The 25,618-nt window shown below is 33.2% G+C and carries 21 protein-coding genes; 12 read left to right on the top strand and 9 right to left on the bottom strand.

The annotated features are described in order from the left end of the window. The first annotated feature begins 162 nt into the window (after positions 1–162). The gene (locus tag H0I26_RS19885) at positions 163–2,394 is read left to right on the top strand and encodes an OmpA family protein (protein WP_218699665.1); all 2,232 of its coding nucleotides are present in this window, start codon (positions 163–165) and stop codon (positions 2,392–2,394) included. Between the two features lie 73 nt (positions 2,395–2,467). Here the strand turns inward: H0I26_RS19885 and H0I26_RS14150 are convergent, their stop codons facing one another. Continuing rightward, entirely contained in the window at positions 2,468–2,788 is a 321-nt protein-coding gene (locus H0I26_RS14150; RefSeq protein WP_101018801.1) for a YbaB/EbfC family nucleoid-associated protein, read from the bottom strand. 69 nt (positions 2,789–2,857) lie between these two features. On the opposite strand from H0I26_RS14150, the gene H0I26_RS14145 reads away from it, so the two are divergent. The 3 genes from H0I26_RS14145 (at position 2,858) to H0I26_RS14135 (ending at position 7,548) form a co-directional block, all read left to right on the top strand. Beyond that, on the top strand, positions 2,858–4,990 hold the full coding sequence (locus H0I26_RS14145) for a S9 family peptidase (RefSeq protein WP_218699664.1): 2,133 nt from the start codon (positions 2,858–2,860) through the stop codon (positions 4,988–4,990). Positions 4,991–5,063: 73 nt separating this feature from the next. Next, entirely contained in the window at positions 5,064–6,104 is a 1,041-nt protein-coding gene (locus H0I26_RS14140) for a PLP-dependent cysteine synthase family protein (RefSeq protein WP_218699663.1), read from the top strand. A gap of 184 nt (positions 6,105–6,288) precedes the next feature. Next, entirely contained in the window at positions 6,289–7,548 is a 1,260-nt protein-coding gene (locus H0I26_RS14135; protein ID WP_218699662.1) for an aminotransferase class I/II-fold pyridoxal phosphate-dependent enzyme, read from the top strand. A gap of 128 nt (positions 7,549–7,676) precedes the next feature. On the opposite strand, the gene H0I26_RS14130 is transcribed toward H0I26_RS14135, so the two are convergent. Next, positions 7,677–8,798 (bottom strand): GTP cyclohydrolase, encoded by a 1,122-nt coding sequence (locus H0I26_RS14130; RefSeq protein ID WP_218699661.1) that lies wholly within the window; start codon positions 8,796–8,798, stop codon positions 7,677–7,679. Positions 8,799–8,812: 14 nt separating this feature from the next. Further along, positions 8,813–9,874 (bottom strand): transporter, encoded by a 1,062-nt coding sequence (locus H0I26_RS14125; RefSeq protein WP_218699660.1) that lies wholly within the window; start codon positions 9,872–9,874, stop codon positions 8,813–8,815. A 118-nt stretch (positions 9,875–9,992) separates the two neighbouring features. Here H0I26_RS14125 and H0I26_RS14120 point away from each other — a divergent pair, with 118 nt between their 5' ends. Genes H0I26_RS14120 through H0I26_RS14105 form a run of 4 tightly spaced genes read left to right on the top strand, consistent with a single transcriptional unit; the run spans position 9,993 to position 15,499 of the window. Further along, positions 9,993–10,244 carry a DUF4834 family protein gene (locus H0I26_RS14120; protein WP_101018795.1) on the top strand — a complete coding sequence of 84 codons (252 nt, stop codon included), beginning with the start codon at positions 9,993–9,995 and terminating at the stop codon, positions 10,242–10,244. 30 nt (positions 10,245–10,274) lie between these two features. After that, a complete protein-coding gene (locus H0I26_RS14115) occupies positions 10,275–12,713 on the top strand; it encodes a YfhO family protein (protein WP_218699659.1) in 2,439 nt (812 codons plus the stop codon). A gap of 34 nt (positions 12,714–12,747) precedes the next feature. After that, positions 12,748–14,034, top strand: coding sequence for a glycosyltransferase (locus H0I26_RS14110; protein WP_218699658.1), 1,287 nt, complete (start codon positions 12,748–12,750; stop codon positions 14,032–14,034). A 13-nt stretch (positions 14,035–14,047) separates the two neighbouring features. Next, positions 14,048–15,499 carry a polysaccharide biosynthesis C-terminal domain-containing protein gene (locus tag H0I26_RS14105; protein ID WP_218699657.1) on the top strand — a complete coding sequence of 484 codons (1,452 nt, stop codon included), beginning with the start codon at positions 14,048–14,050 and terminating at the stop codon, positions 15,497–15,499. A 101-nt stretch (positions 15,500–15,600) separates the two neighbouring features. On the opposite strand, the gene H0I26_RS14100 is transcribed toward H0I26_RS14105, so the two are convergent. Continuing rightward, positions 15,601–16,695 carry a hypothetical protein gene (locus H0I26_RS14100; RefSeq protein WP_218699656.1) on the bottom strand — a complete coding sequence of 365 codons (1,095 nt, stop codon included), beginning with the start codon at positions 16,693–16,695 and terminating at the stop codon, positions 15,601–15,603. A gap of 164 nt (positions 16,696–16,859) precedes the next feature. Beyond that, a complete protein-coding gene (locus H0I26_RS14095) occupies positions 16,860–17,489 on the bottom strand; it encodes a hypothetical protein (protein WP_218699655.1) in 630 nt (209 codons plus the stop codon). A gap of 205 nt (positions 17,490–17,694) precedes the next feature. Here H0I26_RS14095 and H0I26_RS14090 point away from each other — a divergent pair, with 205 nt between their 5' ends. Next, on the top strand, positions 17,695–18,744 hold the full coding sequence (locus tag H0I26_RS14090) for a DUF3667 domain-containing protein (protein WP_218699654.1): 1,050 nt from the start codon (positions 17,695–17,697) through the stop codon (positions 18,742–18,744). Between the two features lie 137 nt (positions 18,745–18,881). Here the strand turns inward: H0I26_RS14090 and H0I26_RS14085 are convergent, their stop codons facing one another. Further along, on the bottom strand, positions 18,882–19,454 hold the full coding sequence (locus H0I26_RS14085; RefSeq protein ID WP_218699653.1) for a hypothetical protein: 573 nt from the start codon (positions 19,452–19,454) through the stop codon (positions 18,882–18,884). Between the two features lie 16 nt (positions 19,455–19,470). Next, positions 19,471–22,254, bottom strand: a complete 2,784-nt coding sequence (gene uvrA, locus H0I26_RS14080; RefSeq protein ID WP_218699652.1) for an excinuclease ABC subunit UvrA — start codon at positions 22,252–22,254, stop codon at positions 19,471–19,473. Positions 22,255–22,489: 235 nt separating this feature from the next. Here uvrA and H0I26_RS14075 point away from each other — a divergent pair, with 235 nt between their 5' ends. Both H0I26_RS14075 and H0I26_RS14070 read left to right on the top strand, forming a co-directional pair. Continuing rightward, positions 22,490–23,074 carry an RNA polymerase sigma factor gene (locus tag H0I26_RS14075; protein WP_101021005.1) on the top strand — a complete coding sequence of 195 codons (585 nt, stop codon included), beginning with the start codon at positions 22,490–22,492 and terminating at the stop codon, positions 23,072–23,074. A 56-nt stretch (positions 23,075–23,130) separates the two neighbouring features. After that, complete coding sequence (locus H0I26_RS14070; protein WP_198519970.1) at positions 23,131–23,286, top strand: hypothetical protein; 156 nt, start codon at positions 23,131–23,133, stop codon at positions 23,284–23,286. Between the two features lie 275 nt (positions 23,287–23,561). Here H0I26_RS14070 and H0I26_RS14065 read toward each other — a convergent pair whose 3' ends face one another. Beyond that, positions 23,562–24,209, bottom strand: a complete 648-nt coding sequence (locus tag H0I26_RS14065; protein ID WP_101018786.1) for an endonuclease III domain-containing protein — start codon at positions 24,207–24,209, stop codon at positions 23,562–23,564. Positions 24,210–24,244: 35 nt separating this feature from the next. Here H0I26_RS14065 and bcp point away from each other — a divergent pair, with 35 nt between their 5' ends. Then, positions 24,245–24,700 (top strand): thioredoxin-dependent thiol peroxidase, encoded by a 456-nt coding sequence (gene bcp, locus H0I26_RS14060; RefSeq protein WP_101018785.1) that lies wholly within the window; start codon positions 24,245–24,247, stop codon positions 24,698–24,700. Between the two features lie 75 nt (positions 24,701–24,775). Here the strand turns inward: bcp and H0I26_RS14055 are convergent, their stop codons facing one another. Further along, positions 24,776–25,495: a YebC/PmpR family DNA-binding transcriptional regulator gene (locus H0I26_RS14055; RefSeq protein WP_101018784.1), complete on the bottom strand. Its 720-nt coding sequence runs from the start codon at positions 25,493–25,495 to the stop codon at positions 24,776–24,778. Positions 25,496–25,618: the final 123 nt, after the last annotated feature.

Raw genomic sequence — 25,618 nt, 5'->3', positions numbered from 1 at the left:
ACGTTACTCAACCGAATTTTAACACAGTTGGTCGAAAGGTTAACGTAACTTTAAGAATAATTACAGAAAAGGATGTGTTATGTCTAATTTTGTAACAACTTAGTGAACAGTCGTTATTAGTTCGGCTATATATTTAATAAATAACCATTTAAATTAACAAAAATGAAAAAAGTATTACTAACAATTTTATCTTTTGTAGTCTGCTCAGCAGTTTTTGCACAAGATTTACCAACAAACCCCGAACCAGGGAAATGTTATGTACGTTGTGTAACACCTGATGTTTGGGTAAACCAAGATATTACGGTTCAGGTTGCACCAGCCTATAAGAAATTAAGCGTTGTTCCTGCACAGTACAGAACAGAAAACGAAGTGGTTGTAACTCAGTCTGCTGGTCAAGAGTTAGCTGTGGTACCGGCACAATATGAAACACAAAATTTTGACGTTGTTACTCAAGGCGCTGCACAGAGATTAGAGAAAGTAGCTGGATCTACAGATATAACGACTGAGGAGATGGAAATTCAACCGTCTTACCAAGTATTATCAGTTGTTCCTGCTAAATATGCAAACGAAAACTTTGATATTGTATCTGCTGAACCTGGACAAACGTTATCAGTAATCCCAGCTAAATTAGGATCTGAGAGTTTTGAAGTTGTAGTACAAGAAGCTGGTCAACGTTTAGAGTTGGTTCCTGCACAATACGAAAACAGAACAGAAACAGTATTAGTACAGGCTGCCTATACTAAATTACAAACTGTTCCTGCAAAATATGAAACGAGAACAGAGACTGTAGTAGTACAAGAAGCTGGTCAACGTTTAGAAGTTATACCTGCAAAATGGGCAACTGAAAATGTAACAGTATTAGTTCAACCTACTTCTTCTAGATTAGACTTAGTAGCAGCAAAATATGGTACTGAAAATGTAGTAGTAGTTGTAAAAGAAGCATCGCAACGTTTAGAAGTTATTCCTGCAAAATGGGGTAATGAAACATTATCTTACAAGAAACAAGAATTTGGTTCTACTTTATCTGTAGTACCTGCTAAGTTTACTCCTGGATATCAAACTATCGAAATTAAGCCAGCTACGGCTAAATGGGGTATGAGTGATACACCTGCTGCTGATTGTGCTTCAAGTGACCCTAACGATTGTAGATACTGGTGTTACAAAAATGTACCATCTCAAAACATTACAATTAATACTACTGAGTTAGCTTCTGATGCGCAAGTAATGACTAAGCCAGGATGTGATCAAGGAACAAATAATGCTTCTGATTGTGGTATGGGTACTTATACAAGACGTGTTGTTCAAACTCCAGCTACAACTAGAGTTATTGATATTCCTTCTGTAACTAAAACAGTTAAGAAAACTGTAATGACTACACCTCCTACATCTAGAACAATCGAAATTCCTGCTGTAAACAAAACAATCAAGAAAACAGTATTAGTATCTCCAGCGACAACTAAAGTTATTGATATTCCTGCTGTAACTAAAGAGGTAACAAGAAGAGTTATGGTTACACCTCCAACAACAAGAGTTGTAGATGTACCTGCTGTAACTAAAGAAGTTACTAGATCAGTAATGGTTACACCTCCAACAACAAGAGTTATTACAATTCCTGCTGTTACAAAAACAATGACACGTACAGTTTTATTAGAACCAGCTACTACTAGAGTATCTGAAATTCCTGCTGTAACTAAAACGATGAAGCGTACTGTAATGGCAACACCTCCTACAACGAGAGCTACTGATGTTCCTTCTAAATCAACTACAATTAGAAAAACTAATATAACGCCAGAAACGACTACAGTTATAGCTATTCCTGCTGTAAGTACTACAATGAAGCGTACAGTTATGAGTACACCTCCTACAACAAGAGTTATTGAAGTTGCTCAAAAAACAGCGACTTTAAAGCGTACTGTTTTAGCTAGCGATGCTAGAGTAGAAGAGACTACTGTTCCTGCTGTTAACAAAACAGTTACTAAAGAAGTATTACAGAAAAAAGGTGGTTTAACGACATGGACTGAGGTTGATTGTAAAATCGTTGAATATAACGACTTAAACATAAACTGGAATTTAGGTTCTGCATCTTTAACTGCAGCTGCTAAATCTGAGATTGATGCTCAATTAGTAACAATATTAGCTGAGGGTGTATCTGTAGAGATCGCATCTCATACGGATTCAAGAGGTTCTAAAGCATCTAACAGATCTTTATCTGAAAGAAGAGCTCAAGCTGTAACTAACTACTTAATCTCTAAAGGAATCAATTCTTCAAGAATTGTATCTAATGGATATGGTGAGTCTAGATTAACAAACAGATGTTCTGATGGTGTTTCTTGTACAGAAAGAGAGCACTTAGCAAACAGACGTACTCAATTTAGAGTTATCAATGCTAACTAATTAGTATATACTTTTTACATAAAAAAAAAGGAAGCCAATTTGGCTTCCTTTTTTATTTATATATGGTTTAGTTTTAAAACATATCCATTCCTGGGATGTTAGGCATGCCTTCTTTTGTAACTGCAGCTATTTCGGTATCATTTATTTCAGTTGCTCTTGTTATAGCTTTATTAAGTGTTAAGATCAGATAATCTTCTAATTGTTCTTTATCATTTAATAATTCGTCTTTAATATTAATCGCTTTTATTTCTCGATTAGCTGTTATTGTTATTTGTAATAGATTATCACTACTGCTTTGGTCAATTAAAACGGTATCTAATCTTTTTTTAGTAGCTTCTACTTTTTGTTGGGTTTCTTTTAATTTACCCATCATACCTTGTAAGTCTCCAAACATTTCTATTGTTTTAAAATTATTGGTACAAATTTATTAAATTGATTTATTATAACTTCAATAAAATTAAATATGAAGAAACTGTTTTTGATAATTATTTTAAGTTTTACATTTGTAGTATCCTGTAATAAAGAAAAAAGAATGACTAAAACTAAGATATTACCTCCTGTAGCTAAAAAAGTAAAAAAGCAATTAACAATACATGAGGATACTAGAGTAGATAATTACTATTGGTTAAATCAAAGAGAAGACCAAGAGGTTTTAGACTATCTAAATGCAGAAAACACTTATACTGAGTCTGTTTTAAAACATACAGAACCTTTTCAAAAGTCTCTTTTTGACGAGATGAAATTTAGAATTAAAGAAGACGATCAAAGTGTACCTTATAAACACAACGGGTTTTGGTATATAACGCGATTTGAAGAAGGCAGCGATTATCCTATTTATACAAGAAAAAAAGAAAGCTTAGAGGCGGAAGAAGAAATTATGTTTGACTGTAATACAATGGCAGAAGGACATAGTTATTTTAAATTAGGTGGTATTTCTATAAGTACAGATAATACGTTAGCAGCCTATGCTGTAGATACTGTAAGTAGAAGACAGTACACTATTTATGTCAAAAATTTAATTACTGGCGAAATATATACAGATAAAATAGAAAACACGTCGGGAGGTGCTACTTGGGCAAATGATAACAAAACGTTGTTTTATAGTAAAAAAGATGAAGTTACCTTACGTTCTGATAAAATTTACAAACATAAATTAGGAAATGAAGCTTCTGATGATGTTTTGATTTTTAATGAAAAAGATGAGACTTTCAATACTTACGTTTATAAAACAAAATCTAAAAAGTATTTAGTTATAGGAAGTTCTAGTACATTAACGACAGAATATAGCATTTTAGAAGCTGACACTCCAGATGGTGACTTTAGGTTGTTTAATGCACGTACACGTGATTTAGAATATTCGATAGCACATTTTGAGGATAATTTTTATGTCATTACTAATAAAGATGACGCGACTAATTTTAAACTTCAAAAAACGAGTGAATCTGCTACAACTAGTGACAACTGGGTAGACGTGTTGCCACATAGGGCAGATGTTTTATTGGAAGATATTGAGATTTTTAAAGATTACTTAGTCGTTAATGAGAGAGAAAATGGATTAAATCAACTTCGTATTATAAGTTGGAATGGGAAGGAAGATTACTATTTAGATTTTGAAAATGAAACATACACTGCGCAAATAGGTAATAATCCTGATTTTGATAGCGAAACTTTACGCTATGGTTTCAACTCATTAACGACACCAAGTTCTGTAATTGACTATAATTTTATTACAAAGACAAAAACGGTCAAGAAAGAGCAGCAAGTCCTTGATAAAAATTTTAATAAAGATAATTACACGTCAAAACGTATTTGGGCTACCGCTAGAGATGGTGAGAAAATCCCCATGTCTGTAGTGTATAGAAAAGATATTAAACTAAATGGCGAAAACCCAGTCTTACAATACGCTTATGGGTCTTATGGAGCGACAATAGATCCTTATTTTTCAACAATAAGACTAAGTCTGTTGGATAGAGGCTTTATTTATGTGATTTCTCATATTAGAGGTAGTGAGTATTTAGGAAGACCTTGGTATGAAAATGGAAAACTACTAACAAAGAAAAATACATTTACAGATTTTGTTGACTGCTCAAAGTATTTAATAGAAAATCATTACACGTCTAGCAATCATCTTTATGCGATGGGAGGAAGTGCAGGAGGCTTATTAATGGGAGCAATAATTAATATGAATCCAGAACTGTATAATGGCGTTATTGCTGCGGTACCTTTTGTGGATGTTGTTACAACGATGTTGGATGATTCTATTCCTTTGACAACAGGGGAGTATGATGAATGGGGGAATCCTAATGAAGCAACGTATTACAATTATATGAAGTCATATTCACCTTATGATAATATAGAGGCTAAGGCTTACCCAAATTTATTAGTAACAACAGGGTTGCATGATTCGCAAGTTCAATATTGGGAACCAGCAAAATGGGTAGCAAAACTAAGAGAATTAAAAACAGATACTAATTTATTGCTGTTAAAAACAGATATGGAAGCGGGTCATGGTGGTGCCTCAGGACGTTTTGAAGCGCTAAAAGAGGTCGCTTTAGAATATGCTTTTATATTTGATTTGGAAGGAATAAATAAATAATCAAAAAAAATGCTTATTTTTGCACGGTTTGATTTTTAAAATCAAAAAAATAAGTAGCTTTTAAATAGCATTTATGGAACAAAAAAAACAAGTTTTTGATAACGTATTAGACTTAATTGGGAATACGCCAATGATAAAACTAAAAAAAATGACATCAGAGTTTAAAGGAAATTACCTAGCAAAGGTAGAGGCTTTTAACCCTGGTCACTCTTCAAAAGACAGAATTGCACTTTATATTATTGAGCAAGCTGAAAAACAAGGGATTCTTAAACCTGGTGACACGATAATTGAAACGACTTCTGGTAATACAGGATTTAGTATTGCAATGGTTAGTGTTATAAAAGGTTATGATTGTATTTTAGCTGTAAGTTCTAAATCTTCAGCAGATAAGATTGATATGTTGAAAAACATGGGTGCTAAGGTTTACGTTTGTCCTGCAAATGTAAGCGCAGATGATCCAAGAAGTTATTATCAAGTTGCAAAACGTTTACATGACGAGATTAAAGGGTCGGTTTATATTAACCAATACTTCAATCAATTAAATATCGAGGCACATTACCATTCTACAGGTCCGGAAATATGGAATCAAACAGAAGGTAAGATCACGCATTTAGTCGCTTGTAGTGGTACAGGTGGTACTATATCAGGTACTGCAAAATACCTAAAGGAGCAAAATCCAAATATCAAAGTTATTGGTGTGGATGCATTTGGTTCTGTATTAAAAAAATATCACGAGACTAGAGTGTTTGACGAAAAAGAGATTTATCCATACAGAATTGAAGGTTTAGGTAAAAATTTAATACCTACAGCTACAGATTTTGATAGTATAGATGAATTTATTAAAGTCTCTGATGAAGAAAGTGCGCATACGGCAAGAGAGATAGCACAAACAGAAGGTTTGTTTGTTGGTTATACTTCTGGTGCTGCTATGCAGGCTTTAAAACAGTTGAATGAATTGGGTAAATTTAAGGATACAGATAACATTGTTGTTATTTTTCCTGACCATGGATCAAGATATATGAGTAAGATATATAGTGATAAATGGATGAGTGATCAAGGCTTTTTTGATAGCAAAAATGCCGAAGCCGCTCAGAGTATTCAATATATAAAGTAATAAGTACTAATAAGTACGAAAAAAGTTAACTTTAATATTATTAGAGTTAACTTTTTTGTTAATAACAGATAGGGCGTTTATTATGCATGTATAATAAAAAAGCCTAATTTTGTATTATCTAACTAAATTTTAATAGCTTAAGTTAATTATTTCGCAGATAATGACTTAAAAATCGCGTTTTACAATGAAAGATTTATTTGAAAAAATATACAAGGATAAAGGACCACTAGGTAAATGGGCTGCGCAAGCAGAAGGTTATTTTGTGTTTCCTAAATTAGAAGGAGAAATTTCTAACCGTATGAAATTTCAAGGAAAAGATGTAATTACTTGGAGTATTAACGATTACTTAGGATTAGCAAATCATCCTGAAGTACGTAAAGTTGATGCTGAAGCTGGTGCTCAATATGGTTCGGCTTACCCAATGGGAGCACGTATGATGTCTGGTCACACAGATTTACACGAGCAATTACAAAATGAATTAGCTGAGTTTGTTCAAAAAGAAGCGGCTTACTTATTAAATTTTGGTTACCAAGGTATGGTGTCTACAGTAGATGCTTTAGTAAGTAAAGATGATATTATTGTATATGATGTTGATGCACATGCGTGTATTATTGATGGTGTAAGATTGCATCACGGTAAGCGTTTTACGTACAAGCACAACGATATGGAAAGTTTAGAAAAAAACTTAGAACGTGCGACTAAAATGGCAATGACAACAGGGGGAGGGATTTTAGTGATCTCTGAAGGTGTTTTTGGTATGAGAGGTGAGCAAGGGCGTTTAAAAGAAATCGTTGCTTTAAAAGAAAAATTCAACTTTAGATTATTTGTTGACGATGCGCATGGTTTTGGGACATTAGGTAAGACAGGAGCAGGAGCAGGAGAAGAGCAAGGTGTACAAGATGACATCGATGTTTATTTTGCAACTTTTGCAAAGTCATTAGCTAGTACAGGTGCTTTTATTGCTGCAGATCAAGAAATTATAGATTATTTAAAATACAATTTACGTTCTCAAATGTTTGCTAAATCATTGCAAATGCAGTTGGTGGTTGGTGCATTAAAACGTTTGGATATGTTACGTACAATGCCTGAGTTAAAACAAAACTTATGGAAAATTGTAGATGCATTACAATCAGGTCTTAAATCAAGAGGTTTTGATATTGGAACAACACAAAGTTGTGTAACGCCAGTATACTTAAACGGAAGTATTCCTGAAGCCATGGCTTTAGTTAGAGACTTAAGAGAAAATTACGGAATATTCTGTTCTATTGTAGTATATCCAGTAATTCCAAAAGGGTTAATTTTATTAAGAATGATTCCTACTGCAACACACACATTACAGGATGTTACAGAAACGTTGGATGCTTTTGATGCTATTAGAGAGCGTTTAGAAAACGGAACTTACAAACGTATGTCAGCTGCTTTAATTAAAGCAATGGGAGAATAGGTTTATATATAAGTCATAAAAAAATCCGATTCATTTTGAATCGGATTTTTTTTTATCTAATTAATTGAGTTTCTATTGAATTCAATGCTAAATATAATGGGGCTATTTGAAACGACAATAAAACTTAGTTAGTCTAAGTTCTTTTTGAAGGTACAACGTCTAATATAAACTTCTGGGTCAAAGTGTTTCCAGATTTTGTGTATCGCTTCGTTATCTTCTAACTCTGGGGTTCTGTAACAGGTTTTAATACCTCTTTCAGTAAATGTATTGTAGTATTCGTTAAATATAACGGCGTGTACTCCTTTGTTTTGGTAATCAGGATGTACTCCGATTAAGTAAAACATTACGTCTTTACTTTCTTTTTTAGCCTTTAATAATTTTAAAAAACCAAAAGGCAATAGTTTCCCTTTCATTTGTTTTAATGCGTCCGCAAATCTTGGCATAACCACAGCAAAAGCAACAAGTTTATCCTCTTTATCGACCACAAATTTGATGTATTCCGGATTTATAAAACTTATAAATTTCTTTTTAAAATACTCTTTCTGTATGTCTGTAATAGCAACAAAAGAAGATAGAGAGGCATAACTTTCGTTAAATAAATCAAACATTTGATCTACATAAGGCATAACCTGAGACGTTTTTTTTAAGTCTAAAGCTTTAAGTTGGTAGCGGCGTTTGATTAGTTCTTGTGCTTTATAGAAAAATTCAGTTTTAACATTTTCAAAGGGAAAACGACTTTCAGAATATTTCTTTTCAACAGAAAACCCATGCTCTTGATAGTGTTTAACATAATAAGGGTGATTATACCAAGTAATCATGTTACCAACGGTATCAAACCCTTCTGTTATGACTCCTACTTTGTCTAGATTAGAAAATCCAACAGGGCCTTCTGTGTATTCTAATCCCTTTGCTTTTCCAATAGTATATACTTCATTTAAAAGCGCCTTACTAACCTCTAAATCATCGATAAAGTCAAACCAACCAAAACGCATTTTTTTTATGTTTTGGTCTTTAACTTCTAGCCAGTTTATTATTGCTGCGATACGTCCTACGACCTTATTGTCTTTATAAGCTAAAAACAAAGTCGCTTCTGCATCATTAAAAATAGGATTTTTATCAGCATCAAATGTGGCTAATTCTTGACTAATAATGGGCGGCACCCAATATTTAGAATCTTTATATATATCAAAAGGGAACTTAACAAATGCTTTGTAATCTGCTTTTGAAACTACTTTTTTTGTTGTAATCATATAAAAAAGAAGGATTAGTTTTCGTCGTCGAAATCAATTTCTTGAGTTTCTTTCTTGCGTTTACCTGAATCTTCAGGAGTATCAGAATCTCCGTCTTTTTTCTTCTTATTTTTGTTTCTGTTCGCTTTTCTTTCGTACTCTTCTAAAACATCTGTACCATTGTCTTTATCGGCATCTGGATCTTTATGAAAATCTAAACGGTAAGAGGCACCAAAATTAACACCAAAGACAGAAGGGGTATCCTTAGTATTAAACGTGATAGCTGTATCTAATTGGAAATCTCTACTCCATAAGTATGCACCACCAACTCTAAATAAGTTATCGGCATAATAATCATTTTTTATCCCTTCAGTTTCTCCAAAAACAACCCATTTCTCGTTGATCGCTTTAGTTAAGGTTAAGATATATTGGAAATCTGAATAGTCCGTACCAATTCTGTCTTTTGCAAAATTCATAACTAAAACATAACCACTGTTAAAATTATGTTGTGTAGCAAGCATAACTTTTGGAGAAAATCCGCCCTCATAATTAGGACTCGTTAAAGGATTGCTATAAGGAACATATGTATTGTTTTCAGCATCATAATTAGCTCCAACATAAACAGCAACAGCTGGAATTAGACTACTCCATCTAAATTTTCGGTTAGCATGATAGCTAAAGATATTTGGTTTTGCTTCTCCACTTTTTTTGTAAGGATCATATACTAAGTATTTTGCACCTAAAGTTAAATACCTGAAATTAGCACGATCTGTTTCCACAGGAAAAGATGCAGAACGGTTGTCTGTAAACGTATCATTTTGGTAAGTTCCTTCTATATTTAATTCTAATTGTTCCCATAGCAATCCGTAACGCGCAGCAAAGTCAATACCAAAACCTGACGCTTCATTTTTTAAAGGTGTATGTTCTTCTTTAACAAGGTAGGGTCCAACTTCAAGTTGTGCTACATTTTTTCCAACAGAAAAAGCACTTCTTGAGACTCCTGGTCTGTTAGAATTTATGACGTCTGTGTATTGTGCAGTAGCAGTAAAGCTTGCTAAAAGCAGAATATAGTGTAATATTAATTTCGGGTTAAGCATATATTTTTGTTTGAATTCAAATATAAGATTTTATATTTTTTTTAAGTATTTAAAACTTAATTTAAAACTGAAGAATTGTATTTTTGTTAAAGTATTTATAATTTAACAAAATTTACATATGGGTTTATTAAGAACCATCCTTATTATTGTATTAATTTACTACGGATTAAAAATCTTATCTCGTTTGTTTGCGCCTGCACTTTTTAAATATGCAAGTAAAAAAGCATCGGAACGTTTTGGTGGCGCTTTTAATCAACAAAGACAAGAGCCTGCTAAAAAAGAAGGAGAGATATCGATAGATAAAATGCCTGAAAACAAATCTTCAAATAAAAATGTTGGTGAGTATGTAGATTACGAAGAAATTGAGTAATTTTCGACCTCACAGTTTTTAAAGTCATTTATGCAATTTTCTTTTAAAAAAATCTTACCACATATTTTAGTTTTGGTAGGGTTTATCCTTTGTTCTATAGCCTATTTTAGTCCTGTCTTACAGGGAAAAGTCATTTATCAAAGTGATATTGTTCACTATACTGGTATGGCTAAACAACAAAAAGATTTCAAAGCCAATACTGGTGAAGAAACCTATTGGACCAATAGTGCGTTTGGCGGTATGCCAACCTATCAATTAGGTGCAAAATATCCACATAACTATATTAAGAAATTAGATTTAGCGCTACGGTTTTTACCAAGACCAGCAGATTATCTATTTCTTTATTTTTTAGGGTTTTATATTTTGCTTTTAGTGTTAAAAGTAGATTGGAAGCTTGCGGGACTTGGGGCATTGGCCTTTGGCTTTTCCACATATCTTATTATAATCCTTGGTGTTGGTCATAATAGTAAAGCACATGCTATTGCTTATATGCCTTTGGTGTTAAGCGGAATTTTATTAACCTTTAGGGGTAAGTATGTCTGGGGTTTTTTACTAACGGCAGTAGCCATGGGATTAGAGTTAGTTGCTAATCACTACCAAATGACGTACTATTTATTACTATTAGTATTGGTTTTAGGGATTGCTTATTTGGTTGATGCTTATCGTAAAAATGTCTTACCACATTTTTTTAAAGCAGTAGGTGTTTTGTCTGCAGCAGTACTGTTAGCGATAGGTTTAAATGCAACTAATATATTAGCCACTCAAGATTATGTTAAAGAAAGTACACGTGGTAAAAGCGAATTAACGATACATCCTGATGGTTCCAAAAGAGAAAATAGAAATGGCTTAAGTAAAGCGTATATCACAGAATATAGCTACGGAAAATTAGAATCTTTTAATTTGTTTATACCTAGGTTTTTAGGTGGCGGAAGTGGAGAGGATGTTGGTGAAAATTCAGCGGTATATAAATATATAATAAGACAAGGAGTACCACCTGCAGATGCTAGAGAATATACAAAAAGCTTGCCTACTTACTGGGGGAGTCAAACTATAGTAGAAGCACCTGCTTATATTGGAGCGGTTGTTATCTTTTTATTTGTACTCGGGCTTTTCTTGGTTAAAGGACGTTTAAAATGGTGGCTAGTTGGCGGAACTGTTTTGTCATTATTATTGTCCTATGGGAAAAATCTAGAATTTTTAACGGACGTATTTATCAATTATGTTCCATTGTATAACAAGTTTAGAGCGGTGAGTTCGATACAAGTTATATTGGAGTTGTGTATTCCTGTATTGGCTGTATTTGCATTAGTCAGATTATTTAATGATGTGGTTAAAACGGAAGAAAAGTTAAACGCATTAAAATATACAGTACTAATAACAGGAGGGCTCGCTATTTTGTTTTTATTACTTAAAAGTATAGGATTAATTGATTTTATTGGAGGTATTGATGGACGTATTAGAAATGCAAATGGACAAGACTTTCTTGATGCTTTGAGAGAAGATAGAGCTAGCTTATTTACAACAGATACACTCAGGACATTATTATTTGTATTATTAGCTGCAGGTGCAATTTATTTGTTTTTGAAGAATACATTAAATGAAACAAAGGCGATTGTTATTTTAGGAGTATTGATTGTTATTGATTTAGTTAGTGTGGATAAACAATATGTTAATAACGACGATTTTGTGTCTAAATTGATAATGGAACGCCCGTATGCTCCTAACAAAGCCGATTTACAAATTTTAACAGATCAATCTAATTATAGAGTTTACGATATTACTTCTGGAGGCGCAAAAGCTAGTTATTTTCATAATGCTCTAGGTGGTTACCATGCGGCAAAACCTAAGCGTTATCAAGATTTATATGAATTTTATATCTCAAAAAATAATATTAATGTATTAAGTATGCTTAACGCGAAATACATTATTGGTGAAGGTGAAGATCAAAAGCCTTTTCCTTTTGTAAATAATGACGCGAATGGTAACGCTTGGTTTGTACAGAACTTGCAAAAAGTAGAATCACCAACAGAGGAAATTTTAGCTCTAGATACGTTGGAAAACAAAGTAACAGCCGTATATTCTAATGGTTTTAAAGGGAAAATGAATGTGCCAAAAACATTTAAAACGGATTCTTTAGCTTCAATAAAGGCTATAGATTATAAACCTAATTACATTAAATATCAATCTAATAATTTAAATGATGGGTTTGCCGTATTTTCGGAAATGTATTACGGAAGTGGTTGGAACGCCTATATTGATGGTCAGGCTAAGCCACATTATAAAGTCGATTATGCGTTACGTGGTATGGAAATACCAAAAGGGAAGCATGCTATTGAGTTTAAATTTGAACCTCAAGTCGTTAAAACAGGGAGTACAATTGCTTTAGCGAGTTCTATATTATTAATGTTACTTGTGCTTGGTGGCTTATTTTTTGGACTTAAAGGTTTGATTAAAAACGAGAAAGCTTAAGGATACGGCTTAATTTCCGCGAAAGCGTTATACAATGGATAAAAAAAAGGTACTGATTATTACTTATTATTGGCCACCAGCAGGCGGGCCAGGAGTACAGCGCTGGTTAAAATTTGTTAAGTATTTACCAGATTTTAATATAGAGCCTATTGTATATTGCCCTTCAAATGCTAATTATCCTATTGTAGATGCGACCTTGTTAGATCAAGTTAATCCTGAGTTAACAGTGCTTAAACAACCTATAAAAGAGCCTTATAAATTGGCGCAATTGTTTTCTAAAAATAGTAAAACCATAAGTAAAGGGATTATAGCAGAAAGGCAAAAACAGAGCCTAATGGAGCGTTTAATGTTATTTGTAAGAGGTAATTTTTTTATTCCTGATGCGCGTAAAAATTGGGTAAAACCGTCTGTTAAGTATTTAGCAACTTACATACAAGATTTTAAAATTGAGACTATTATTACTAGTGGGCCTCCACATAGTTTGCATCTAATTGGTATGGAGTTGCAAGCGCAATTGGAAGTTAAATGGATCGCGGATTTTAGAGATCCTTGGACAACTATTGGGTATCATAAACAGTTAAAATTAACAGCAAAGTCTAAAAAGAAACATAAAGATTTAGAGCGTAAAGTACTTAATAATGCAGATCAAATTATAGTTACGAGTCCAAGTACAAAAGTAGAATTTGAGCAAATTACTAAGCAACCGATTCAGGTTATTACGAATGGTTATGATAACGAAAAAGTAACTGTAACGACGTTAGATAAAAAGTTTACACTCTCTCATATAGGCTCTTTATTGTCTAAAAGAAACCCCGAAGTCCTTTGGAAAGTATTGCATGATTTGGTTGAGGAGGATGCTGAATTTGCATCTCAATTTCAGTTAAATTTAATTGGCGCAGTAGGAGTAGAAGTGTTGCAATCTATTGAAATACATGGTTTAACTAACAGTTTAAATGCTATTGGTTATGTTTCACATAATGAAGCTGTTATGTTTCAAAAAAAATCTCAGTTGTTATTGTTAATTGAAATAGATTCTGAAGATACAAAAGCCATTATTCCAGGCAAATTATTTGAATATATGGTCGCTGATAGACCTATAATTGCAATAGGTCCACAAGGTGCAGATGTGGCTTCAATCATTAAAACAACCAACACGGGACAATTTTTTGATTATCAAGATTATGACAATTTAAAGAATGTTATAAAACAACATTTTGAGGCTTTTAAAGTTAATAATTTGAAATCGTATCCAATAGGTCTGCAACAGTATTCTAGACAACAATTGACTAAGAATTTAGCAGAGCTTATTAACCCTTCATAACTTATTTTAATATATGGGAATAGTCATTAATCAATCTATCAAAAATACCATTATAACTTACTTTGGTTTTGGTGTTGGAGCTATTAATGTTATTTTTTTATACACCCAATTTTTAACAGAAGAGTACTTTGGTTTAATCACTTTTATATTATCCACCGCAAGTATATTAATGCCTTTTATGGCATTTGGTGTGCATAATACTATTGTTAAATTTTATTCGTCTTTTAAAAGCCGACAATCCCAAAATAGTTTTTTAAGCGTTATGCTTTTGTTGCCTTTACTACTTATTATTCCGTTAGGTGTAATCACGCATTTAGCTTACGATAGTATTGCGAATTGGTTATCTAAGGAGAATGCCATTATTAAGGATTATACCTGGTTAATCTATGTGTCTGCAGGTGCTTTTGCTTATTTTGAAGTCTTTTATGCTTGGAGTAAAGTGCAATTGCAAAGTGTGTTTGGTAATTTTATGAGCGAAGTGTTTCATAGGGTGGCTACGACGATACTACTTATTTGTCTTTATTTTGGCTATGTAACGGTCGATCAGTTAATTTATGGCATTGTCATAGTCTATGTTATCCGCGCATTTATAATGACACTGTATGCGTTTAGTTTAAGACTACCTAGTTTTAGATTTACTAAAATTCCTAATCTATCTAGTATTTTAAAATATTCAGCTTTAATAATTATTGCAGGTTCCGTGGCTAACATTATTTTAGAGATTGATAAGTTTATGTTAGGTCAATTTGAAGCACTTAACAATGTTGCTTATTATGGCGTAGCAATTTATATAGCCACTGTTATTGGTGTTCCTGCACGTGCCATGCATCAAATAGCAAATCCGTTGACGGCTAAGTTTTTAAATGAAGGGAATACGGTCGAGTTAAAGACCTTGTATCAAAAAAGTTCGATTAACTTATTTATTATTAGTGGCTTTATCTTTTTGTGTATTATTATCAATATAAGTAAGCTGTATCTTTTGATACCAGAAAATTATAGTGAAGGGTTTATTGTTGTTTTGGTAATAGGTCTGGCTAAGTTGTCCGATAACTTAATTGGAAACAATAATGCCATTCTTTTTAATAGTGATTATTATAGAGTTGTCCTTATGTTTGGGGTATTGTTGGCAATACTAACAGTCGTTTTAAATTTAATTTTTATTCCTGTTTATGGTATTAATGGGGCAGCGTATGCTAGTTGTATTACGATATTTACGTATAATATGGTAAAGTTAACGTTTGTCTACAAAAAGTTTAAAATGCAGCCGTTTACTATTTCGACATTTAAAACATTAGTCTTAATTAGTGTTTGTGGACTAGGTTTATTCTTTTGGGAATTTCCCTTTCATCCCATAGTAGATATAGCTCTAAAAACAATGCTGTTATCTATAGTCTACGGTTTGACCGTTTATAAATTTAATTTATCAGAAGATATTTCTAAACTATTAAATCGTTTTATACCATAAAAAAATCCTACAAACGGCTGCTTGAGGGCAAACAACTGTTTGTAGGATTCTAATGTTTCAACTAATTTTTAGTATTATCTAGTTCTTGTGCTTCTTGTTTTTTAAGAAGAACTTCTAGAACTGGTCGTTCTTGGCTTTGATGTTGTTTTTCTAGTTGTTGTAGATTTTGTATTACTTCTAGTTCTTGGAGTAGAAGTCGTTGTTTGATTACCTCTTGTTCTTGGTGTACTCGTCGTAGCGCTATTACTTCTAGTTCTTGGAGTAGAAGTCGTTGTTTGATTACCTCTTGTTCTTGGTGTGCTCGTTGTAGCGCTATTATTTCTAGTTCTTGGAGTAGAAGTCGTTGTTTGGTTACCTCTTGTTCTTGGTGTACTAGTTGTAGCACTATTATTTCTAGTTCTAGGAGTCGCATTAACTGTGCGGTTTCCTCTTGTTCTAGGCGTTGTAGTTGCTCTATTGTTTCTGGTACGAGGTGTACTATTTACTCTAGGTGTTCTACCATCATTTCTAGAGGCTAGACTTCTGTTTCTTGAAATTGAATTCCCTCTTCTATTAGCTACAGCCGTTCTACGTCTGCTATTGTTAAGGTAAGGTCTATCATATCTATATCTTGTAGGTGTATAATGTTGTCTGTAAGGCGTTGTATATACTACACGGTAATGTGCCGAAGGTAACGTGTAATACGAGTGCCATGCTCTGTAAACATAAGCTCTGTTGTACACGTTAATAAATCCTGTGCAATGCGAATAACGGTTGTAACGGTTATAATGTACATATAAGCCACCTACACGGTTAACATAACCTCTACTATTATAATTGATGTAAACATTTCCTACTTGGTTTACACGACCATAATAGTCATAATAAACAGGAGTGTTTTCTACTTGTATGATAGCTCCAAATTCGTCATACTGTACATAAGCACCATAATCGTAACCTGTATTAAAACTAATACTTGTGTTTCTATTGTTAATTTCTACGTTAACTTTAGGGCCGTAATTTGGCATATAAAAGTCAAACTGTCCATCTGCATAAACAGAAAATTCAATTCCTGATTCTTCAAATATGAAAGAATTTCCGTAACCTCTTACATAAGTGTTGTTGATGATACCATCATCTGATGTATTTTTTGTGTCTGCATTAACAGTAAATCCACTAAGGACTAAAGCTGTTAATAAAAGGAATATGTTTTTCATAATGTATTGTTTTAATTGTTGAACACTAACATAATTACAAGCATCGTGCCAAAAATGGAAAACACTTTAAAATCAAGGGGTTTAAGAGTTTTTATGAGGTTTGTAAATAGCAAAAAAGCCAGAAACATCAGTTCATGGCTTTTTTTATTGGGACAAAAAAGTAATTATTTTTTATTTTTTTTAAGTTTAGACTTTTTAGTTTTTACCCCTTTTTTGTAATAATAGTAATCATCATTGTTATTAGTTTCATATTCGTAATGCCCATTATTAGTATTATATCTATTGACTTGACCTATCCTTTTAATTAATTGACCACGTCGGTTATATTGTAAACGCATACTTCCAATTTGACTTACTAAACCTTGACGGTTGTAGGCGATGTACACAGACCCTAAACGTTTAATTTGTCCACTTCTATTATAGTTTAAAAACACATTACCAATACGTCTAACTTTTCCATCGCTATCATGTGTTACAATCATACCTCGATTTCTTGGATTAGAATAACTAACCTGTCTTCCCGGTGCGCCATAAGTGGTATTAACAGACCTTCGCTTTGAATTGCTATGTCTGTAATAGTTATCACCCTGTGTTTGTCCTATCTGTGTATTAAAATCAAAACTTCCGTCAGGAAAGATTAAAAATTGGACACCACGTTCGGTAAATAAAATAGGTTGCGCATAATGCGTTCTGTTTTGTACTAAATCTTCACCTTGCGATGCAGACTTCGTTTCTGCTGTTACGGTTGTTAATCCAATTAACAGACCTGTAAATAATAGTACTAATTTTTTCATAGTATTAAGGATTTAGATTTTGCCTACTATTTTAACGTTTCGGCATTCGCTGTATTGATAAGATAGTTTCAATAGCTGTGCCAAACTTGTTAGGTGTTGGTTTTACTGCTGTTTTAAGCGGTTTAAGGAAATGAATTTAATCTAAATCTGAATCGTAAAGTATTAAAAAGAATACTATATTTACTGTTGTAAAAACCAACTACCAATGTCTTTAAAGTATAACACGTGCAAAAATTGCGAAAGTGATTTTAAATCTGGATTTGATTTTTGTCCGCATTGCGGAATGAAGGATAAAGAGGAGTTAACACTCGGGATACTGTTTAATAATACTTTAAATAATTATCTGCTTTGGGATTCTAAATTTTTCAAGAGTTTTATCCCTTTAATGACTAAACCTGGTTTTTTATCAAATCAATTTATTGGTGGTAAACGCTTGTCTTATTTACATCCCGCACAGTTATATTTGTTTGTCACATTTGTGTTTTTCTTTTTGTTCTCTTTTCAGACGAATAGAGTAGAGCAAGAGTTGAATGATGGCTTTAAAACAGAATCAACTAAAATATTAAATGAGGTTGAAGCAATACAAGTCGATTCGGTTAAAAGAAAAGAAATCAGGAGGACGCTAAATGAAAACAAGTATCTGTCTGGGATGACGGATAAGGACATTGATTCTATTGTCGGTCGGAAAGATATAGGTGCTGATCATACGATTTCGTTTGGGTATGATGGTAAAAAACTGGATTCATTAATAGCTAATGGTGCTTCAAAAACCGTTATATATAAGGCTATGGGCATGGCAGATAATCCTAGCTGGTTTGATAAGATGTTATACCCACAAATTTTAAAATTTCATCAAGACAGAAAAGCGGGATCGATATGGGTTTCTATGATAAATGCGACACCAATTGCTTTGTTTATTTTATTACCGCTTTTTGCTTTATTCCTAAAACTATTTTATTGGAAAAAAGGACGCTATGCGTATCACTTAGTATTCTCATTTTACTTTTTCGCCTTTATTTTTATGGTCTTTAGTATATTATTAATTGCTAACCTTATCATCGATGTCCCTAATTGGATCAATTTATTAATAACATTTTCCATCTTTTTATATTTTGTAATATCAACTAAGCGTTTTTACAATCAGCGTTGGCGATACAGTCTTTTAAAAAGTGGTATCATATCCTTTGTGTTTTTAGCGCTATTGTTACCTATAGCTTTTGTGGTTCTAGCGTTTGTTTCGTTTTTGTTTTATTAAAATAGAATATAGATAGGGAAGTAGTCTACCAATTATTTTTTCGGTTAAACCGAAATTAAACAGCTTGATAAATAAGTATATTTTGACTTAATGAAACTATTTTCAAGAATAGGAAGCGGGGCTTTTAAACGGAAAGACTAAGACTGGGCATGCCAAATAGGAATGTTAAAATATTGACTTAACACTTCAGCATCAATAATAATAGTTTTTAGTTTACCATGATCCACTACATTAATTCGTGATGCATTTTTTAGTACTAAATTAAGTTCAAAGCTTTTGTAGTTACCGTTCTCACCAGATATAGTTTCACCAATAATCTGTAAAGCGACAATGTTTGATAATGCAGTGCTTTTTTTTGGGTTTTGCTTATTAAACCCGCGATAAAAACGATTACTATGTGTATTAAAAACAATGGGCGAAAAATAAGAAATAAGTAAATAGTGACCTGCAATAAAAAACACAGCTCCTACTAATGTTACAAGACTAAATAAAAATTCGAAATTTTGAGTCTTTAAATACGAAGCAATACCTGCGTACAAAAAGGCATAAGCCACACCAACAAATAGTAGCGTAAATAACGCATAACCGAGAGATGGTTTAAATTTAAAACCATACCTAGTCTGAGATAAAACGTGTGTTTCAAAATTAGCACCTCCGCTTACTTCAGGTTTGGTAGATACCGTTTTTTTGATCGTTTCTAAATCACCCATTGGAGGTTGTTGCTCGTTATAATTTATCCTTCAAATACTGTGCAGTCACACTTGTTTTTACCTTTACAACGTCTTCCGGTGTGCCAAAAGCAACTAGTTTTCCGCCATTTTCTCCACCTTCAGGGCCTAAGTCTATGATATGATCGGCACATTTAATCAGTTCTAAATTATGCTCTACCACAATTATGGAATGTCCTTTAGCAATTAATGCGTAAAATGATTTTAGTAATTTCTGAATATCATGAAAGTGTAGCCCAGTGGTCGGTTCGTCAAAAATAAATAAGGTTTTATCCTTTGTATTCCCTTTTCCTAAAAAGGTTGCTAATTTTATACGTTGTGCTTCTCCACCAGAAAGAGTAGAACTGCTTTGCCCCAACGCCACATAACCTAAACCGACGTCTTGTAGCGGTTGTAGTTTGTTTTTAATTTTTACAGCACCATTTTTATCAAAAAAGGCAATAGCATCATCAATGGTTAGATTTAAAATATCATCGATATTTTTATCGGCAAAAGTAACCTCTAAGACTTCCTTTTTAAAACGCTTGCCTTTGCAAGTTTCACATTCTAAATGGACATCTGCCATAAATTGCATTTCGATAGTTACTTCTCCTTCACCTTTACAGGTTTCGCAGCGTCCCCCATCTACATTAAAACTAAAGTGTTTTGCAGCGTAATTGCGAATCGTACTCAGTTTTTGCTTAGCATATAACGCTCTGATATCATCGTAGGCTTTAACGTAAGTCACAGGGTTTGATCTAGAAGAACGTCCTATAGGATTCTGATCTATAAATTCGATATTTTTTACAATACTATAGTTTCCTTTTATCTCTGTAAATTGACCCGCTTTATCACTAAAACCTGTTAAATGCTTTTGTATCGCAGGAAATAATATTTTTTTAACCAATGTACTTTTTCCACTACCAGAAACTCCCGTAATTACAGTAAGCATCTCTAAAGGAAAAGAAACATCAATATTTTTTAAATTATTTTCTCTAGCGCCAATAACATCAATACTATATTTACTAGTACGACGCGTTTTAGGGACTTCAATTTTTAACGTTTCATTTAAATATTGAGCGGTTAACGAATTTGATTTTAATATATCCGCATAGGTACCGACAGCAACAACTTCTCCTCCTAAAGTACCAGCTTCTGGTCCAATATCTATTATCTGATCGGCTTCTTTCATGATATCCTCATCATGTTCTACCACAATAACAGTGTTTCCTAAATCCCGAAGTTGTTTTAAAACTTGTATTAAACGTTCAGAATCCTTTGGATGTAAACCAATACTAGGCTCGTCCAAAATGTACATGGATCCTACCAAACTACTCCCTAAAGAGGTTGCTAAATTAATACGTTGACTCTCTCCACCAGATAAGGTGTTTGATTTTCTGTTGATTGTTAAGTAGTCTAATCCTACGTTATGTAAAAAGCTTAGTCTATTTTTAATTTCGATTAATAAACGTTCTGCAATTTTAGCATCGTAGTCGTTCAACTCAATTTTATCAAAGAAAGTCGCTAGTTTATTTAACGGTAATTCTACTAAATCAGTTAATGTTGCATTACCAACTTTAATGTAATTGGTTTCTGGTCTCAAACGTTTACCATGACAGACTTTACATAGGGTTTTTCCTCGGTAACGAGATAACATCACGCGATTCTGAATCTTATACGCCTTGCTTTCTAGCTCGGCAAAAAAGCTATTTAAGCCTTCAAAATACTCATTACCTTCCCAAATTAAATTTTTATGAGCTTCACTTAATTGAAAGTAAGGTTTGTGTATCGGGAAATCAAACTTGTGCGAGTTATTAACCAATTGGTCCTTATACCAACTCATACTATCACCACGCCAAGGGAATATAGCGTTTTCGTAAACTGATAAAGCGGTATTTGGGACTACTAAATCATCATCAATACCAATAACATCTCCATAACCTTCACATTTTGGACAGGCACCATAAGGGTTGTTAAAACTAAATAAATGGACATTGGGCTCTAAAAATTGGAGGTTATCCAATTCAAATTTATTACTAAAATGGCGGATGGTATTATCTGCTAAGGTTTGGATGTAACAATTACCTTTCCCCTCAAAAAACGCTGTTTGGATCGCATCAGCCAATCGGTTGTAAAAATCCTCATCGTCCTTAGTAACAATTCTATCAACTACTAAGTATAGGCCGTCCGTAGACGTTATATCTTTAGCGTCGTCAATTCTGATGACTTTATCTTTTACTTTTATCCTAGCATAACCTTGCGCATTTAAAGCACTTAGTTTGTCTTGCAACGCACGACCTTCTTCTAAAACTAAAGGGGCTAACAATAATAGTTTTTCGTTTAAAGCTAAACTTTGGATGTATTTTGTAACGTCTGTAACCGTATCTTTTTTGACTTCTTGACCAGAAATAGGAGAGTAGGTACGTCCAACTCTAGCAAATAGTAGTTTTAAATAATCATAAATCTCTGTTGTTGTTCCCACAGTAGATCTAGGATTGGTACTATTTACTTTTTGCTCGATAGCAATAGCAGGTGCAATACCCTTTATATAATCTACTTTAGGCTTATTAAGACGTCCTAAAAACTGTCTGGCATAACTACTTAAACTTTCTACGTAACGACGTTGTCCTTCTGCATATAGCGTATCAAAAGCAAGACTAGATTTTCCAGAACCTGATAATCCAGTAATAACTACCAGTTTACGTCGTGGAATAACGACATCTATATTTTTAAGATTGTGCAATTTTGCACCTTTGATAATAATATTTTCTTTTGGATTTACTTCAGAAAGCGGTGTAGTCATAGTCATTTTTACATCTAAAACACAAAGATAACACAAGTTAGGCACCTTTTAAATACCTTTATTGTGCAATAAAATGTTAAAAGTTTAGTTTTATTTTGTTTTTTCGGAATGATTGTTGTTATATTTGAATCCTAACAATATGTTAACAAAACTTTATAGCCTATAGCACAACATTACTTTTTATTTTATAAACCCCAAGCTGAAACCTTTTTTTGGCGCCCAAAAAGTAATGATTATGCAAAAAGTAACAATCACAGATGCTATTCTTGTTAGTAACTACATTAAAGGAGAGGAATCTGCTTTAGAGGTATTGATTACTCGACACAAACAACGTATATACAGTTTCATTTATTCTAAAGTTTACGATAGAGATATTGCTGAAGATATTTTTCAGGATACTTTTATCAAGGTGATACGTACTTTAAAACGCGGTAAATATAATGAAGAAGGTAAGTTTTTACCTTGGGTGATGCGTATTTCTCATAATTTAGTTATTGATCATTTTAGAAAAAATAAAAGAATGCCAAAATTTGATAATTCGGGCGAATTTGACATTTTTTCTGTAATTAGTGATAGTGCTTTAAATGCAGAAAAATCGATGGTTAAAGCACAGGTAGAGGCAGATGTTAGACGGTTAATTGAAGAATTGCCTGGAGATCAGAAAGAGGTTTTGGTCATGCGTATGTATAACGATATGAGTTTTAAAGAAATCTCAGAACGTACAGGGGTAAGTATTAATACGGCTTTAGGGCGTATGCGTTATGCATTAATTAATATGAGAAAGGTTATCGAAAAGCACAATATTGTTTTAACAAACTAAAAAGACAATAAAGTAAAAGTTTGCTCGTTATCTGTGTATACCTTAAACATATATACATGGCGAAAATTTACTCTGAACAATCGAATACCCCCCAAAAACAAGACTTTAAAATGAAACCTAAAGAACAAACGATAAGTTTTATTTTAAATTATTCAAAGGCTTTAAGTGTTATAAGTTATAAAAATTTGAAGTTTGAAGCACTTCAAAACTAATTTTGAAAACGTCCTGATCAAATGATCAGGACGTTTTTGTTTTTAAGCACTTTTTTAGAGTTAAAGGGAAGTGTGTTTTTTGAAGAACAACTCGGATGGTTTACTAAAGGGAATGAAACGATTTTAAAAATGATAATAATTATGTCTTAAAACGGCTTCGCATTTTAGGTCAAACGCTTCCCTTTTAAAAAAGTTATAATCAAGCGTCTTTTATTAAAATGAAGCGTTAATTAGTAGCCAAAAACCATCAACGACCAACTAATTAACGACCAATTCTATTTGTAATATTCTTTTAAGACTGTGGCGCGCCCAATAGTTTTTGTAATAATATCTTTTTCTAAATCCCAACCTCTGGCAGGAGAATACTCGCGACCATACCATATAATTTGTAGGTGTAGATCATTCCATGTGTCTTTAGGGAATAACCGTTTAGCATCTTTTTCGGTTTGTTGCACATTTTTACCATTAGTTAAATTCCAACGGTACATCAATCGGTGTATATGTGTGTCCACCGGAAAAGCAGGCACACCAAACGCTTGGCTCATGACAACACTAGCCGTTTTATGTCCAACCGCAGGAAATGTTTCTAAGGCTTCAAAAGATTGTGGGACAATACCATCATAATCTTCGACTAACATTTTAGACAAGCCATATATTCCTTTACTTTTCATTGGAGACAAACCACACGGTCTTATAATGGCCTTGATCTCTTCGACACTCATTTTAATCATATCATACGGATTATCTGCTTTGGCAAACAATAAGGGCGTAATTTGATTGACTCTGACATCTGTACATTGCGCAGAGAGTAGCACAGCAACTAATAGGGTGTAGGGATCTTTATGATCTAACGGAATAGGTATTTCAGGATAGAGTTTATTTAACGTATTTATAACAAAATCTACCTTTTCTTGCTTAGTCATTAGTCGTATTTTTGAATTAAACCAAAATTACAACTATGAATACATTAAAACAAGGCGATAAAGTACCAAATTTCACAGTAAATGATCAAGACGGACAGCCAGTATCATTATCAGATTATAAAGGAAAAAAGCTAGTTGTTTTCTTTTATCCTAAAGCAAGTACACCTGGTTGTACTGCCGAGGCTTGTAACTTAACAGATAATTATAAAGCGCTACAAGATAAAGGGTATGAGATTTTGGGGGTTAGTGCTGATTCTGAAAAAAGGCAAACCAATTTTAAAAACAAATACAGTTTCCCGTTTCCGCTTTTAGCAGACGAGGATAAAGAGGTGATTAATGCTTTTGGGGTTTGGGGTTTAAAAAAGTTTATGGGTAAGGAATATGATGGTATTCATAGAAAAACCTTTTTGGTAGATGAAGACGGGGTAGTCGCGCATGTTATTGATAAAGTAAAAACAAAAGACCACGCAGCACAAATTTTAGAGCTGTAACACCAAATATAAGTGTATAAAAAAAGCGACCTGTTATTGGTCGCTTTTTTTATAGATAAGAATTTGAAAATACGATTATTCCGCAGTTTCTTCCATGGTATGATATACGTTTTGTACATCATCATCTTCTTCTAATTTCTCTAATAATTTTTCGATATCTACAGCTTCCTCTGGTGTAACTGCTTTAGTGACTTGCGGGATACGTTCAAACCCTGAAGATAAAATCTCAATGTCACGACTTTCCAATTCTGCTTGGATTGCTCCAAAGCTTTCAAAAGGCGCATAAATTAAAATTCCATCATCATCAGCAAAGACTTCTTCTGCACCAAAGTCAATAAACTCTAATTCTAATTCTTCTGGATCTAATCCTTCTGCATTAAGTCTAAAGTTACAGGTGTGGTCAAACATAAATACAACAGACCCTGAAGTCCCTAAACTACCATCACATTTATTAAAATAACTACGGACGTTAGCTACAGTACGGGTATTGTTATCGGTTGCAGTTTCTACTAATATTGCAATACCATGTGGCGCATAACCTTCAAAAACAACTTCTTTATAATCCCCAAGACTTTTATCACTTGCTTTTTTAATTGCACGCTCTACATTATCTTTTGGCATGTTGACTGCTTTGGCATTTTGGATGACAGCACGTAAACGTGAGTTACTGCCTGGATCCGGTCCGCCTTCTTTAACTGCCATTACAATATCTTTTCCAATACGTGTAAAGGCTTTACTCATTGCCGACCAACGTTTCATCTTACGTGCTTTTCTAAATTCGAAAGCTCTTCCCATGTTATATATGTTTTTATATTTTCGCTATAGCGAAAACTAACTAGTTAAAAATAATTTTAATAATTACAAATTTAAAAAAATCTTTTACTTTTAAGTTACTCTTGGACATATGTCTGCCCAAAT

This window comes from Olleya sp. HaHaR_3_96 (assembly GCF_019278545.1).
GTDB lineage: Bacteria > Bacteroidota > Bacteroidia > Flavobacteriales > Flavobacteriaceae > Olleya.
This window is presented reverse-complemented; position numbering and strand designations above follow the sequence as displayed.